The organism is Sphingomonas sp. Ell38C01, assembly GCF_055231975.1.
Genome location: NZ_JBUYVA010000001.1, coordinates 2,305,774 through 2,320,103, shown reverse-complemented (window position 1 = coordinate 2,320,103; position 14,330 = coordinate 2,305,774). Strand labels below are relative to the sequence as shown.

Genomic DNA, 14,330 nt, shown 5'->3' with positions numbered 1-14,330 from the left:
CCACGCTCGCCGTCACCGCCGCTCCGCAGCACTCTTCGCGCGCACCGCGGTGAACTCCGATCCCGCGCTCCACGTCGGCCAGACGCCCGCCTTCGCCAGCCGCGTTCCCATCGCGTGGAACAGATCGACATCCGCCGCCGCCCCGCGCAGGTCCCATGCGGGCGACCAGGCGTCGCACGCCTTGTGGTAACAGGCCATGTAGCCGTCGAGCCACGCCTGACCCGCCGCCTTGCCGCCCGCCGCCAGATCGGGCGCGCCGCCCAGCGCCATCAGCAGCAGCGACGGCACGCCCCGCCGCACCACCGAGAAATGATCCGCGCGATAGAACAGCCCGCGCTCGCTGAACGTCTCGGGCGTGATCGTTCGCCCCTGCGCCTTCGCCGCGCCGGCGAGCAGCGCATCGAGCGACGAATTGCCCGCGCCCACCAGGATCACGTCCTTCGCGGGCCCCGCGGTCTGGAGGATGTCGAGCGTCAGGTTCGCCGCGGTCTTCGCCAGCGGATAGACCGGGTGCGTCGCATAATGCTCGGAGCCGAGCAGCCCGCGTTCCTCGCCGGTCCACGCCGCAAACACCAGCGTCCGTTCGGGCGCCGGCCCCGCCTTGAACAGCCGCGCCAGCTCGAGCACGCCCGCGATCCCGAGCGCATCGTCGTTCGCACCCGCACGGATCGTCCGCCCCTGCGCATCGGCGGGGCCCTTGCCGTAGGCGTCCCAATGCGCCGCGAACATCACACTCTCGGCGGGCGCCTTGGTGCCGGGGATCTTCGCCAGCACGTTCGCGCTTTCGATCCGCTCGACCGTCACCGGCAGGTCTGCGGAGAACCGCGCCGTCATGTCGACCGGCCGGAACCCCGCCGAGCGCGCCTGCACCCGGAGCGTATCGAGGTTCAGCCCCGCATCCGCGAACAGGCGGTTCGCCGCGTCATGCTCGATCCAGCCCTGCAACGGCACGCGGGGATCGTTCGCCGCACGGACGATATCGTAATTCTCGCCGTTGTTCGCGTTGACCGTCGACCATGGATAGCCCGCCCCGCCGGTATCGTGGACGATCAGCGCCGCGGCCGCACCGCGGCGCGCGGCTTCCTCGAACTTGTAGGTCCAGCGGCCATAATAGGTCATCCGCCGGTCGCCGAACCGGCCCTTGGCGTCTTCCCCCGCGATCGCCTCGAAATCGGGATCGTTGACCAGAAACACCGCGACCTTGCCCTTCAGGTCCTGCCCCTTGAAATCGTCCCATTTCGCCTCGGGTGCGGTGACGCCGTAACCGACGAAGACCATCGGCGCGTCGGCGATCGCGATGCGGTCCGCGGCGCGCACGGTGGTGACGTTGATCTGCGCGCCCTGCACGAGCGCGGTGCGCCCCTTCGGCGTCGTCACCGCCATCATGCCCTTCGGATCGACCTGCGTGTGGACCAGCGGCACCGCCTGCGTCCACGCGCCCTTCTCGCCACCGGGCTGGAGCCCCAGCGCCCTGAACCGCGCGATCAGCCAGTCGACCGTCTTGCGATCCCCCGCGGTCCCCGGCGACCGCCCCTCGAACTCGTCCGACGCCAGCGTTTTCACCGCGGCGGAGAGCTTCGCCGGGTCGGCATGTTGCTGCGCGACCGCGCCGGTCGATGCGAGCAGGGCGGCGAGGGCGATCAGTCGCTTCATCAGCGGAACTCCGGTAAACGCGAACAAACATTGCCGACAGGAAAGGCGACGTACCTAGCGTAGCCGCCTGACGAACATCCGCCCGTCGTCGCGCCGCTCGGTCTGGAAATTGGGCACCGACTGGATCAGGTCCGACAGCCGGTTATAGCCATAGTTGCGCACGTCGAAGCTCGACCGGTTCGACGCCAGCTGCCCCATCGCGGACAGGCTGACGAACCCGCGCTCATCGCGCCGCGTCGCGTCGTACGCGTCGACCAGCAGCTTGAGCAGTTCGGCATCGACCGTCGTCTTCTTGCTCTCGCCTATCGCAGGCGGCAGCGGCAGCGACGACGCGGAAGACCCGGAGGCGGATGAGGCGGCCGGCGCGGCCTTCGCCTTGGCGGGGGCCGCCGCGGCCGGCGCGGCGGGAGCCGGGGCCGGTGCGGCCGTCGCGGTTACCGGCGCGGGTTCCTTGCGCAGCTTGTCGACGTCGATGAAGCGCGTGCACGCCTGCTTGAACGCCTCGGGCGTCTTCGCGCTGCCGAAGCCGTAGACGGGGACGCCGTCCTGCCGGATCCGCATCGCCAGCGGCATGAAATCGCTGTCCGACGACATGATCCCGAACCCCTCGACGCGCCCGCGGAACAGCAGGTCCATCGCGTCGATCGTCATCTTCATGTCGGTCGCGTTCTTGCCTTTGGTCAGGTCGAACTGTTGCTGCGGTTCGATCCCGTGCTTCAGGCTCATGTCGCGCCAGCCCTTGAGCGCGGGCTTGGACCAGTTGCCGTAGACGCGGCGGACGTTGACCGTCCCCAGCTCCGCCAGCACGGTCAGGACGGGGTCGATCGAATGCCAGGAGGCATTGTCGGCGTCGATCAGCAGAGCGACGTTGCGGGTTGAGGTCTGGTCGGAAGACATGCCCGCGACCCTCGCGACGCAGGCGGCGCGCGTCAACTGCCGATCGACGTCGAAGCTTGGGAGGCGGGGGCAGGATAGGCGATCGCGATGATCTCATACTCTTTCTCGCCCGCGGGCAGCGTCACCCGTCGCACGTCACCCTGCGTCGCGCCGCGCAGCGCCCGTGCGATCGGCGCGTTCCATCCGATACGGCCGTTCCCCGCATCGGTCTCGTCGTCGCCCACCAGCGTCAGTATGCGTTCTACATCATCCTCGTCCGCGATCGTGACGGTCGCGCCGAAATAGACTCGCGCACGGTCGGGCGTCGCGGCCGGGTCGACCACCTTCGCCGCTTTCATCCGCTTCGCGAGCCAGCCCAGCCGCCGGTCGATCTCGCGCAGCCGCTTGCGGCCGTAGATGTAATCGCCATTCTCGGACCGGTCGCCATTGCCTGCCGCCCACGCAATCGTCTCGACCAGCGCAGGGCGCTCGGTGCCGAACAGCTGGTCATACTCGCGGCGCAGCGCGGCATAGCCGGCGGGGGTGATGTAGTTGGGGCGGTCCATCGGGCACGTCTTATGGTGGCGTCATCGTCCCGTCATCCCCACCCCGTCATCCCCGCGAAGGCGGGGATGACGAGAGAGGGCGGGAAAACCGGGAGGGCAGGGAGAACTGGAGGGCAGGGAAGACAGCGAAACTCCTCAGCCCACACGCCCGCCGCTGCGCCCCAGATACCAGCTCAGATTTGCCGGCCCGCGGCTGCGCGCGCGGGGCGGGTTCATCAGGTCGTACACCACCGCATTCTCCAGCACCCGCTGGACATAGTTGCGCGTCTCCTGGAACGGGATCGCCTCGATCCAGTCGACCATGTCGACGCCGCCGCTGCGCGGATCGCCGTTCGCCGCCAGCCACTTGTTCACGTTGCCCGGCCCCGCATTGTACGCCGCGACCGCCAGCGGATAGCTGCCGAACCGTGCATAGATCTGCTGGAAATAGGCCGAGCCGAGCTGTGCGTTATACGCGGTGTCGCTAAGCAACCGCCCCGCGTCGTACTCGACCCCAAGCTTGCGCGCGGTGTCGCGCGCGGTGCCGGGCATCAGCTGCATCAGCCCGCGCGCGCCGACGCGGCTCGTGGCCATCCGGTCGAACTGGCTTTCCTGGCGGCTGATCGCGTGGACCATCGTCCACTGGTCCTCATAGCCCGGCGGCACCGTGATCGTCGGGAAGCCGACCGCGGAATAGTCGCTATAGCCGTTCTGGAGCGCACTGCGCCCCACCATCACGCCCAGGTCCGGCCGCGCCATCGTCCGCGACAGCTCGTTCGCCAGCACATGATCCGCGTCGGTCTTCGCGTCGAGCGCGATCTGGCGGACGAACGCGCTCTGGTCCTGCCAGTCGCCAATCTGCCCCAGCAGCTGCGCGACGCGCACCGTCTCGCGATCGAAGAACGCCTGCCGCACCGCCGGGTCGACCGGGCGCGGCAGCAGCGCGGGCGGCGCGACCAGCGCGCGCGCCAGCCGCTCGTTCGCCAGTTGACCGTAGAACTGGTCGCGATACCCCGCCGCGCGCTGGAGGAACGCGTCCGCCTCCGCCGCGCGCCCGGCGGCGAGCGCAGCACGCCCCGCCCAGTAGAAGCCCTTCGCGCGCGTCTGCGGCGCCTGGCTCGCGCGGCCATAGCGATCGAACATCGTCATCGCGTCCGCGGGCCGATTCAGCTTCGTCAGCGCGGTCTGCCCCGCCAGCCAGGCGAGACTCGTATAGTCGTCGCGCTCGCCATAGGGCTTTACGGACACGTCGGTGCCTGCGGGATACGCATCGTCGACCTGTCGCGCGATGTCGTAGGCGGTCTGCCACTGCCGGTCCGCCGCCGCGCCGCGCGCGTTGGTCAGCAACACTTCGTAGAACGCCTCGACATTGCCGGGCCGCGCCATCCCCGGTGCCCGCGTCCGCGCCAGCCAGTCGCGCGCGCTGCTCGATGCGCCGTTCGCGCGCCACCACGTCGCCTTGTCCGCGACATAGCCCGCGTCCGCCACGCCCGCCGCATCGCCCGACGCCGCCAGCGTGGACGCGTTCGCCCCGTTGCTGCGGAACGCCAGCCGCGCCTCGAACACCCCGCGCCGCGCCGGGCTGGTCAGGTAGAGCTGCCGCTGTGCCGCGCTCGTCGCGCCCTGCCACAGCAGCGCGTCCATCCGCGCGTCGTTGTCCGCCGGCGTGTAGGCGTTGGCGAACTGCGTCGACAGCGTCGCCTCGGCCTCCGCCGACAGCGATCCGCGCCGCCATGCCGCGCGCGCGGCATCCGCCGCCGCTGCGGATTGCCCGCTTGCCGCGAGCGCCTGCGCATAGGCGACGCCGCCGCCCGCGGTCTGCGCCGGGAAGCGGCGGAAATACGCGATCACGCTCCCCGGTGCGGCCGTATTGGCCTTCGCCTCCGCCGCGCGCCTGCGCCCCGCCTCGCCGGGCCAGCCGGGATGCTGGAGCAGGAACGAGGCATAGCTGTCGAACGGCAGCGCGTCGGTCTGCTGGATCGCACGCCATTGCGCGATCGCCGGAGCCAGTCCGCTCGCCGGTGCTACCTGAGCCGCTGGCGACGCGCCCATGTTCGCCAGCCGGGTGCGATACGCTTCCGACTGGTCCTGACCCACCGCGGCGAGCATCGCGACGCTCGCGACCCCGATCAATATGCTCGTCTTCAAAGCCACCATGTGGACAGAGTAAGGCTTCAACCCGTATCTGTCCTGAACGAAATCCGCTTTCTCGCGCGCAAGGAGCGCTAAACCCATGCTTTCCGGTTCCATCCCGGCGCTCGTCACGCCGTTCGATGCCGATGGTGCGTTCGTCGAATCGGCCTATCGCGATCTCGTCGAATGGCAGATTGCGGAAGGCTCCTCCGCACTCGTGCCCTGCGGCACCACCGGCGAGGCCGCGACGCTGACCAAGGACGAGCAGTTCGCGATCGTCCGCATCTGCGTCGATCAGGCGAAGGGCCGCGTGCCCGTGATCGCGGGCGCGGGATCGAACGACACCCGCGTCGCCGCGGGCAACCTGATCGCCGCGAGGGAGGCGGGCGCCGACTATGCGCTGATGGTGCCACCTTACTACAATCGCCCCTCGCAGGAGGGCATCTTCCGCCATTTCGAGGCGCTTGCCACCGATACCCCGCTGCCGATCGTCCTCTACAACGTGCCTGCACGTACCGTCACCGACATCCAGCCCGACACGCTGATTCGCATCGTGCAGGCGTTCCCGACGGTCTTCGTCGCGGTCAAGGATGCCAGCGGCGTGCTCACCCGCGTGTCGCACCACCGCGCCGCGCTCGGCCCGGATTTCTGCCAGCTTTCGGGCAACGACGACCTGTCGCTGCCATACAACGCGCTGGGGGGGGCAGGGTGCATTTCGGTCACCGCCAATGTCGCCCCGCGGCTGTGCGCGGACTTCCAGCGCGCCTGCGCCGATGGCGATGCCGCGACCGCGCTCGCGCTCCACGACCGCCTCTTCGCGCTCCACACCTCGCTCTTCACCGACGCCTCGCCCGGCCCGGTCAAATACGCGATGACGAAGGTCCGCCCCGGCTTCCCCGGCGGCCTGCGCCTGCCGATGACGTGGCCGGGCGATGCCGCACGCGCCGCGGTCGATAGCGGACTGACGGCGGCCGGGCTCGGCTGACGGGCGAGGGTGTTCCGCCGGTGCCCGCGATCATATCGTCGAACACCCGCTTCCCCTCCGCCTCCGCCGCGCCTACATCGCACCCCGCATGGCCCGTCCCAAACCCGCTACCTTCGACAAGAAGAAGATCGTCGCCGAAAACCGGCGCGCGCGTTTCGATTACGCGATCGACACCGTGTACGAGGCCGGCATCGCGCTGAGCGGCACCGAGGTGAAGTCGCTCCGCTCGGGCACCGGCTCGATCGCGGAGAGCTATGCCGAGGTGCGTGGCGGGCAGGTGTGGCTCATCAATTCGAACGTGCCCGAATTCAGCCACGGCAACCGCTTCAACCACGAGCCCAAGCGCCCGCGTAAATTGCTTCTTCACGAGCGCGAGATCAACAAGATGCACGGCGCGGTCGCGCGTGACGGCATGACGCTGGTCCCCATGTCGGTCTATTTCAACGGCCAGGGGCGCGCGAAGGTGGAACTGGCACTGGCGAAGGGCAGGAAGGCGCACGACAAGCGCGAGCACATCAAGGAGCGCGACTGGAAGCGCGAGGCGGGCCGCATCCTGCGCGAGCGCGGTTGAGTTGGCTTCCGCACCCGTGACGGGCTGGGGACGTTTCGCGGCGTGGTGCCGCCGCAACCTGCCGACCCGCGAGTCGATGGAAAAGAGCCGGCTGCTCCGCCCCGTCGCGCACCGCGTTCTCGCGCCCGAACTGTGGCGCTTCACCCGCCGCTCGGTCCCGCGCGGGGTCGCGCTCGGGATGATCGTCGGCATCCTCGTCCCGGTCGCGCAGACTCCGATCGCGGCGCTGCTGGCGCTGCCGGTCCGCGCCAACGTCCCCGTCGCGGCGCTCACGACCTTCATCACCAATCCGCTGACCACGCCGCCGATCTGGGTCGCGGCCTACTGGATCGGGCGCTGGGTGCTCCATCTCGACCGGGTCGTGCCGGGTCGCCCGGTGTCGGACGCCGCCAATTCCAGCTGGATGCAGTGGCTGATGTCGGATGCCGCGCCCGCCACCGCGGTCGGGCTGCTCGTCCTCACCGCGGTGATGTCGATCGGCGGCTATGCGCTGTCGGCGCTCGGCTGGCGCGTGTGGATCGCGCGCAAATGGGGGCATCGTCATCGGCAGGATGCCGATTGACGCGGCGTATTGCCTGAGTAGAACACGAAGCCCTAGGTTTCTAAGGGGTTTCCATGCGCAAGTCGTTCGCCGTCCTCGCTTTCCTCGCCACGTCCGCTATTGGCGGCGTCGCGCTCGCCCAGAGCGCTGCCGAGAAGTCGAAACAGACCGATACCGTCGCGAAGGCCGGTGCCGGTCCGGTGAAGCCCAAGGACGCCAACGCGCCGCAGATCGGCACCTTCGGCTTCGACATGGCGGGTCGCGACACCGCGGTGCCGCCGGGGCAGGACTTCTTCGATTACGCGAACGGTGGCTGGTACAAGGCCGCGACGATCCCCGCCGACAAGCCCGCCTACGGGATGTTCAACGTCCTCAACGACCTGTCGCTGGAGCGCACGCGCGAGATCCTCGACGCCGCGAAGACGCAGGTGGGCAACAAACCCGGCGCCTTCTACGCCAGCTTCATGGATGAGGCCGCGGTCAACGCGAAGGGCGTGACGCCGGTCAAGCCATGGCTCGCCACGCTCAAGGCGACGAAGAACAAGACGCAACTCGCGACCGAGATGGCGAAGCTCCAGCGGCAGGGCGTCGGTGGCCTCATCGGCGCTGGCGTCGGTCAGGACGACAAGAACCCCGAGGTCTATGCGGTCGGCTTCCAGCAGGCGGGGCTCGGCCTGCCCGATCGCGATTACTATCTGAAGGACGACGCCAAGCTCGCCGCGACGCGCACCGCCTATCAGGCGTATCTGGCGAAGATGTTGACGCTGGCGGGCGAGCCGAATGCGGACGCGCGCGCCGCCGCAGTCGTCGGAATGGAGAAGGCGATCGCCAGTGCGCACTGGACCAAGATCGAGAGCCGCGACGCGGACAAGACCTACAACAAATGGCTCCCCGCCGACTTCGCGGCCAAGGCGCCCGGTTTCCCGTGGGCCGAGTATATGACTGCGATGGGAATCGCCGGCCGCGACTATTATCTCGTCTCGCAGCCCTCCGCGCTGACCGGCGAGGCGAAGGTGTGGGCCGACACGCCGCTGAACGTCCTGCAGGATTACGCGCTCATCAAGGTCCTGCGCTCCTACGCGCCGTATCTGTCGGACGACATCAACAAGACCAACTTCGCCTTCTATGGCACCACGCTGTCGGGCACGCCCGAACAGTCGGTCCGGTGGAAGCGCGGCGTGAACCTCGTCAGCGGGCAGATGGGCGAGGCGCTCGGCCAGCAATTCGTCGCGAAATATTTCCCGCCCGAGGCGAAGGCGGCGGCGGACCAGCTCGTGAAGAATGTCGTCGCGGCGATGGGCGAGCGGCTGCAGAAGCTCGAATGGATGGCGCCCGAGACGAAGAAGAAGGCGCTCGAGAAGCTCGCCACCTTCCGCCCCAAGATCGGCTATCCCGACACGTGGCGCGACTATTCCGCGCTTCAGGTGAAGCCCGACGACCTCGTCGGCAACGTCGCCCGCGGCAGCGCCTTCGAGTACGACCGCGATCTCGCCAAGCTCGGCAAGCCGATCGACCGCGCCGAATGGTTCATGACGCCGATGACGATCAACGCCTATTATAATCCGCCGATGAACGAGATCGTCTTCCCCGCCGCGATCCTCCAGCCGCCTTTCTTCGATCCCAAGGCCGACCCGGCGGTCAATTACGGCGGCATCGGCGCGGTGATTGGGCATGAGATCAGCCACGGCTTCGACGACCAGGGCCGCAAGTACGACGCCACCGGCAAGCTCGCCGACTGGTGGACCCCCACCGACGTGACGCGGTTCAAGGCGTTCACCGACGCGCTCGTCGCGCAGTACGACGCCTATGAGCCGCTCCCCGGCAAGCACGTCCAGGGTGCGCTGACGCTCGGCGAGAACATCGCCGACCTCGCCGGGCTGACCGTCGCCTATGACGCCTACCAGAAGTCGCTCGGCGGGAAGAAGGCGCCCGTCATCGATGGCGTCACCGGCGACCAGCGCTTCTATTATGGCTGGGCGCAGGTGTGGCGCAGCAAGGCGCGCGAACAGTACGCGCAGCAGCTCCTCCTCGTCGATCCGCACGCCCCCGACCACTACCGGGTGCTGACGACGCGCAACCTCGATCCGTGGTATGCCGCGTTCGGGGCGAAGCCGGGGCAGGCGCAGTACCTCGCCCCCGACAAGCGCATCCGCATCTGGTGATATCGCGTCACGCCTTACTCCGTCATCCCGGACTTGGTCCGGGATCCACCGTCCCGCGAACGCATCGGGTTCAGCGGCTGCGGAACGGTGGATGCCGGAACGGGGTCCGGCATGACGGGAAGCTTGAGGTGAGAGTGCAGGGCCAGCCCGCTTGACGCCCGCCCCCGCGGCGCGGATGACGCAAGTCCATGGCATCGCTTCCGTTCACCACCCCGATCGTCCGCACCGGCACGCCGCGCATGGCGCTCGCGTTCGCCACGGCGGCGGGTCTGGCGGCGGCGATCGTGATCCTGTGGCTCGTCGGCAGCCCGATCGTCGCGGGCGGCTTCCTCGCGAGCGCACTGGTGCTGGCGGGCGCCGCGATCGCGTGGCGCACGCTCGCCGGCCCGCGCGAGGCGGCGGCGCCCGGGATCGACTGGAGCGTCACGCACGCGATCGCGCAGATCAGCGCCGAGGCGGTCGCGGTCACCGATCGCGCCGGCCGGCTCGTCTGCGCGAACGATCGCTACGCGTCGCTGTTCGGCGGCTTTCCGACCCCGCCGGGGCTGCCGCTCGACGAGGACGGGGCGGAGCGGCTGGCGGTCGCGGGCCGCGCGGCGTGGCGTGACGGCACTGCGACGATCGCGCGCGCCACGCTCGACGGCGCGCCGCTGACGATCGCGATCGCGCGCGCGGGCGAGCGGCAGGACATGCTCGTCTGGCGCGTCGGCGGCACCGAGAATGTCGATCGCCAGGCGCAGGCGGTGGCGATGCTTGCCGGATCGCTCGGTGCGCGGATGGCCGCCGCCGGGATCATGGCGGCGCTCGTCTCCCCCGACGGCCGGATCCTCGCTGCCAACCCCGTCTTCGCCGCGCGCGCGTCCGGGCGCACCGGGACCGGCGTCGATGGGCGCGATTTCGCCGCCTATCTCATTACCGATGTGCGCGGGCTCGTGCGGTTCGAGCGCGAGGGGCTCGACGGCAATCCGCTCCGCGTCCTCCAGGTCCCGTTCCTGGACGGGGAGGGCGCGCCGATGCTCGTCGCGCTGCTCGACGACGAGGAAGCGCCCGGCGCCCCCGCGATCGACGGCACCGCCGCCAGCCATGTCCGCACCCTCGTCGCCCTCATGCCCTTCGGGATGGCGCTGGTCGATCGCGACGGGCGGATGATCCAGATGAACGACGCGTTCCTGCGCGCGGCGGGCGTCGATGCCGCCGCCCCGCCGCTCTATCCCGGCGACCTCGTCGTCCGGGAGGACAAGGCCGCGGTCGCAGACGCGGTGCGGCGCTTCGCCAGCGGGGCGGCGCACTCCGCCGACATGGCGGTCCGCCTCAAGGATCATCCGGACGAACCCGTCGCGCTGACGATCGCGGGCGCGCGCGGGCTCGGCGAGGCGGCGGTGTTGCTTAGCCTGAAGGACAACAGCGAGGAAAGCAGGCTCAAGCGCGAGGTGGCGCAGGCGACCAAGATGCAGGCGGTCGGCCAGCTGGCGGGCGGCGTCGCGCATGACTTCAACAATATCCTGACCGCGATCATGGGCCACTGCGACCTGATGCTGATGCGCCATTCTCCCGGCGACAGCGATTACGACGACATCCAGCAGATCCGCGCCAACTCCACCCGTGCCGCCAGCCTCACGCGCCAGCTCCTCGCTTTCTCGCGCCAGCAGACGCTGCGCCCGCAGGTCCTCCAGCTCCCCGATGTCGTCTCCGAAGTCTCGAACCTCCTCAAGCGCCTGATGGGCGAGACGGTGAAGCTCGACGTCAAGCACGGCCGCAACCTCGGCCCGGTCCGGGCGGATCCGGGCCAGCTCGAGCAGGTTGTCGTCAACCTCGCGGTCAACGCGCGTGACGCGATGCTGGCGAAGGATCCGCGCGGCGGCGGGATGCTGACGATCCAGACCCGCTCGGTCTCGATCGCCGAGGTCCGTCGGCTGGGGCAGGACATCCTGCCGCTCGCCGAATATACCGCGCTCGAGGTCAGCGACACGGGCACCGGCATCCCGCCCGACATCCTGCCCAAGATCTTCGAGCCGTTCTTCACCACCAAGGAGGTCGGCAAGGGAACCGGGCTCGGGCTGTCGACCGTCTACGGCATCGTCAAGCAGTCCGGCGGCTACATCTTCGCGGATTCGAAGCCGGGGAAGGGGGCGACCTTCACGCTCTACCTCCCCGTCCACGCCGCGGTCGCCGCGCAGAAGGTGATCGCCGCGCCCAAGCCGCGCCGGGTCGAGACATGGGGCACCGGCACGATCCTGCTGGTCGAGGACGAGGACATGGTCCGCGCGGTCGCGGAGCGTGCGCTGGCGCGGCAGGGCTATACCGTGCTGTCGGCGGAGAATGGCGAGGCCGCGCTCGAACTGCTCGAGAAGAGCGCGCGGCCGGACCTCCTCATCTCGGACGTGGTGATGCCGCAGATGGACGGCCCGACGATGGTCCGCCACGTCCGCGAGCGCTATCCGGACCTGCCGATCCTCTTCATGTCGGGCTATGCCGAGGAGCAGCTGCGCAAGTCGATCGACATCGACAACGTCGCCTTCCTCCCCAAGCCCTTCTCTGTCCAACAGCTGGCGGAAGCCGCACGCGACGCGCTGGCGGGTCCCCTGTGATCGGACCAGGATGATCCATACCCCGCTTGCACTCCGGCGCGAGGCGGCTATGCCCTTGATCCCATGAGTTCCGTGCAGACTGTCCTCGTCGTCGAGGACGAACCCCTGATCGCCATGATGATGGAAGATTTCCTCGACGTTCTGGGGAAGACCGTCGTCGGCCCCGTCGACGGCGTCGCGGATGCGATCGTGCTCGTAGGGGAGGGCGGGATCGACGCCGCGATCCTCGACGTGAACCTGCGCGGCGGAGAGAAGAGCTGGCCCGTCGCCGACGCGCTGGCAAGCGCAGGCGTCCCCTTCGTGCTCGCCAGCGGCGGCGGCGACGATTCGATCCCTGCCGAACATCGCGACCGGCCGCGCCTCCAGAAGCCCTACACGATGGGCAATGTCGAAACCGCGCTCGACGCGCTGTAATTCGCCCGAAGGCCGTCGCGTTGGCGTAACTCTCTTGCGCCGCACCCCCGTGTCGCGACATAGGGCTGCGCCATGACCCATGCTTTCGACAAGTCGCGCCTGCCGAGCCGCCACGTCTCCGTCGGCCCCGAACGCGCCCCGCACCGCAGCTATTACTATGCGATGGGGATCACCGAGGAGGAGATCGCGCGCCCGTTCGTCGCGCTCGCATCCGCCGGCAACAACTCCGCGCCCTGCAACACCACGCTCGATGCGCAGGCCGATGCCGCGCAGGCCGGTGTGATCCAGGGGGGAGGGCTGCCGCGTCGTTTCAACACGATCACCGTCACCGACGGGATCGCGATGGGGCATCAGGGGATGAAGTCCTCGCTCGTCAGCCGCGAGGTGATCGCGGATTCCGTCGAGCTGTCGGTGCGCGGCCATTGCTACGATGCGCTCGTCGGGTTCGCGGGGTGCGACAAGTCGCTGCCCGGGATGATGATGGCGATGCTGCGCCTCAACGTGCCGTCGATCTTTGTCTATGGCGGGTCGATCCTGCCCGGCCGCTATCACGACAAGGACGTGACCGTCGTCGACGTGTTCGAGGTCGTCGGCCGCTACGCCGCTGGCGCCTGTCCGCTCAGCGAGGTCCATGAGCTTGAGAAGGTGGCGTGCCCCGGCCACGGCGCATGCGGTGGTCAGTTCACCGCGAACACGATGGCGTGCGTCGGCGAGGCGATCGGCCTGTCGCTTCCGAACAGCAACATGACCCCTGCACCCTACAGCACCCGCGAGCAGATCGCGGTCGCGGCCGGCGCGCAGGTGATGGAGCTCGTCGCGCGCAACCTTCGTCCGCGCGACATCTGCACGCGCGAGGCCTTCGTGAACGCCGCGCGCGTCGTCGCCGCGACGGGCGGTTCGACCAATGCCGCACTCCATCTGCCCGCGATGGCGAGCGAGGCCGGGATCGACTTCGATTTGTTCGACGTCGCGGAGGCCTTCAAGTCGACGCCCTACATCGCGGACCTGAAACCCGGCGGGCAATATGTCGCCAAGGATATGTACGAGGCGGGCGGCGTCTACATGCTGATGAAGACGATGCTGTCGGGCGGATTCCTCGACGGCAACTGCATGACCGTCACCGGCCGCACGCTCGGCGAGAATATCGACGAGGTGACGTGGAACCCCGACCAGAAGGTGATCTACGACGTGAAGGCGCCGATCACCGCGACCGGCGGAGTCGTCGGCCTGCGCGGCTCGCTCGCCCCCGATGGCGCGATCGTCAAGGTCGCGGGCATGCACCGGCTGGTCTTCGAAGGTCCCGCGCGCTGTTTCGACTGCGAGGAGGACGCCTTCGCCGCGGTCGAGGCGCGCGCGATCGTCGAGGGCGAGGTCGTCGTGATCCGCTACGAAGGGCCCAAGGGTGGTCCCGGCATGCGCGAGATGCTCTCGACCACCGCGGCGCTCTATGGCCTGGGTATGGGCGAAAAGGTCGCACTCATTACCGATGGCCGCTTCTCGGGCGCGACGCGCGGGTTCTGCATCGGCCATGTCGGTCCCGAAGCTGCCGAGGGCGGCCCGATCGCTCTCGTCAAGGATGGCGACCCGATCCGCATCGATGCGGAGGCGGGGACGATCGACCTGCTCGTCGACGACGCCGAACTCGCCGCCCGCCGCGCCGCGTGGGCGCCAAGGGTGAACGATTACCAGTCGGGCGCATTGTGGCGTTATGCGCAGAATGTCGGCCCCGCCTATCAGGGCGCGATCACCCATCCCGGCGCGGCGTCCGAACGCCACGTCTATGCGGATATCTAGCGTAGGACCGGCTCTTTCCAGGCGACGTCATCCCGGCGAAAGCTGGGGTCTTTCCGGAGTTGCGTGGC

Annotated in this window: 11 protein-coding genes; 7 read left to right on the top strand and 4 right to left on the bottom strand. The window is 69.0% G+C overall.

The window, feature by feature from the left end:
* Positions 1 to 12 precede the first annotated feature (12 nt).
* From ACV7NO_RS10960 to ACV7NO_RS10945, 4 genes are all read right to left on the bottom strand, one after another.
* A complete protein-coding gene (locus tag ACV7NO_RS10960) occupies positions 13 to 1,653 on the bottom strand; it encodes a M28 family peptidase (RefSeq protein ID WP_463406032.1) in 1,641 nt (546 codons plus the stop codon).
* A gap of 54 nt (positions 1,654 to 1,707) precedes the next feature.
* A complete protein-coding gene (locus ACV7NO_RS10955; protein WP_463406031.1) occupies positions 1,708 to 2,550 on the bottom strand; it encodes an NYN domain-containing protein in 843 nt (280 codons plus the stop codon).
* Between the two features lie 32 nt (positions 2,551 to 2,582).
* Positions 2,583 to 3,095 carry a transcription elongation factor GreB gene (gene greB, locus ACV7NO_RS10950; RefSeq protein WP_463406030.1) on the bottom strand — a complete coding sequence of 171 codons (513 nt, stop codon included), beginning with the start codon at positions 3,093 to 3,095 and terminating at the stop codon, positions 2,583 to 2,585.
* A gap of 135 nt (positions 3,096 to 3,230) precedes the next feature.
* Positions 3,231 to 5,231, bottom strand: coding sequence for a lytic transglycosylase domain-containing protein (locus tag ACV7NO_RS10945; protein WP_463406029.1), 2,001 nt, complete (start codon positions 5,229 to 5,231; stop codon positions 3,231 to 3,233).
* A 76-nt stretch (positions 5,232 to 5,307) separates the two neighbouring features.
* On the opposite strand from ACV7NO_RS10945, the gene dapA reads away from it, so the two are divergent.
* The 7 genes from dapA to ilvD all read left to right on the top strand — a co-directional run bounded on the left by dapA (position 5,308) and on the right by ilvD (position 14,262).
* A complete protein-coding gene (dapA, locus tag ACV7NO_RS10940; RefSeq protein WP_463406028.1) occupies positions 5,308 to 6,192 on the top strand; it encodes a 4-hydroxy-tetrahydrodipicolinate synthase in 885 nt (294 codons plus the stop codon).
* Between the two features lie 88 nt (positions 6,193 to 6,280).
* Positions 6,281 to 6,763 (top strand): SsrA-binding protein SmpB, encoded by a 483-nt coding sequence (smpB, locus tag ACV7NO_RS10935; RefSeq protein WP_463406027.1) that lies wholly within the window; start codon positions 6,281 to 6,283, stop codon positions 6,761 to 6,763.
* A 16-nt stretch (positions 6,764 to 6,779) separates the two neighbouring features.
* Entirely contained in the window at positions 6,780 to 7,325 is a 546-nt protein-coding gene (locus ACV7NO_RS10930; protein ID WP_463406026.1) for a DUF2062 domain-containing protein, read from the top strand.
* A 53-nt stretch (positions 7,326 to 7,378) separates the two neighbouring features.
* Positions 7,379 to 9,466, top strand: coding sequence for a M13 family metallopeptidase (locus tag ACV7NO_RS10925; protein WP_463406025.1), 2,088 nt, complete (start codon positions 7,379 to 7,381; stop codon positions 9,464 to 9,466).
* 188 nt (positions 9,467 to 9,654) lie between these two features.
* Positions 9,655 to 12,054: a hybrid sensor histidine kinase/response regulator gene (locus ACV7NO_RS10920; protein ID WP_463406024.1), complete on the top strand. Its 2,400-nt coding sequence runs from the start codon at positions 9,655 to 9,657 to the stop codon at positions 12,052 to 12,054.
* A 63-nt stretch (positions 12,055 to 12,117) separates the two neighbouring features.
* Entirely contained in the window at positions 12,118 to 12,468 is a 351-nt protein-coding gene (locus tag ACV7NO_RS10915; protein WP_463406023.1) for a response regulator, read from the top strand.
* Between the two features lie 72 nt (positions 12,469 to 12,540).
* Complete coding sequence (ilvD, locus tag ACV7NO_RS10910) at positions 12,541 to 14,262, top strand: dihydroxy-acid dehydratase (protein WP_463406022.1); 1,722 nt, start codon at positions 12,541 to 12,543, stop codon at positions 14,260 to 14,262.
* Positions 14,263 to 14,330 lie beyond the last annotated feature (68 nt).

Excerpts from the sequence above, each read along its gene's own strand:
- ACV7NO_RS10960 (WP_463406032.1), bottom strand. The coding sequence starts at position 1,653 with ATGAAGCGACTGATCGCCCTCGCCGCCCTGCTCGCATCGACCGGCGCG.
- ACV7NO_RS10955 (WP_463406031.1), bottom strand. The coding sequence starts at position 2,550 with ATGTCTTCCGACCAGACCTCAACCCGCAACGTCGCTCTGCTGATCGAC.
- greB (WP_463406030.1), bottom strand. The coding sequence starts at position 3,095 with ATGGACCGCCCCAACTACATCACCCCCGCCGGCTATGCCGCGCTGCGC.
- ACV7NO_RS10945 (WP_463406029.1), bottom strand. The coding sequence starts at position 5,231 with ATGGTGGCTTTGAAGACGAGCATATTGATCGGGGTCGCGAGCGTCGCG.
- dapA (WP_463406028.1), top strand. The coding sequence starts at position 5,308 with ATGCTTTCCGGTTCCATCCCGGCGCTCGTCACGCCGTTCGATGCCGAT.
- smpB (WP_463406027.1), top strand. The coding sequence starts at position 6,281 with ATGGCCCGTCCCAAACCCGCTACCTTCGACAAGAAGAAGATCGTCGCC.
- ACV7NO_RS10925 (WP_463406025.1), top strand. The coding sequence starts at position 7,379 with ATGCGCAAGTCGTTCGCCGTCCTCGCTTTCCTCGCCACGTCCGCTATT.
- ACV7NO_RS10920 (WP_463406024.1), top strand. The coding sequence starts at position 9,655 with ATGGCATCGCTTCCGTTCACCACCCCGATCGTCCGCACCGGCACGCCG.
- ACV7NO_RS10915 (WP_463406023.1), top strand. The coding sequence starts at position 12,118 with ATGAGTTCCGTGCAGACTGTCCTCGTCGTCGAGGACGAACCCCTGATC.
- ilvD (WP_463406022.1), top strand. The coding sequence starts at position 12,541 with ATGACCCATGCTTTCGACAAGTCGCGCCTGCCGAGCCGCCACGTCTCC.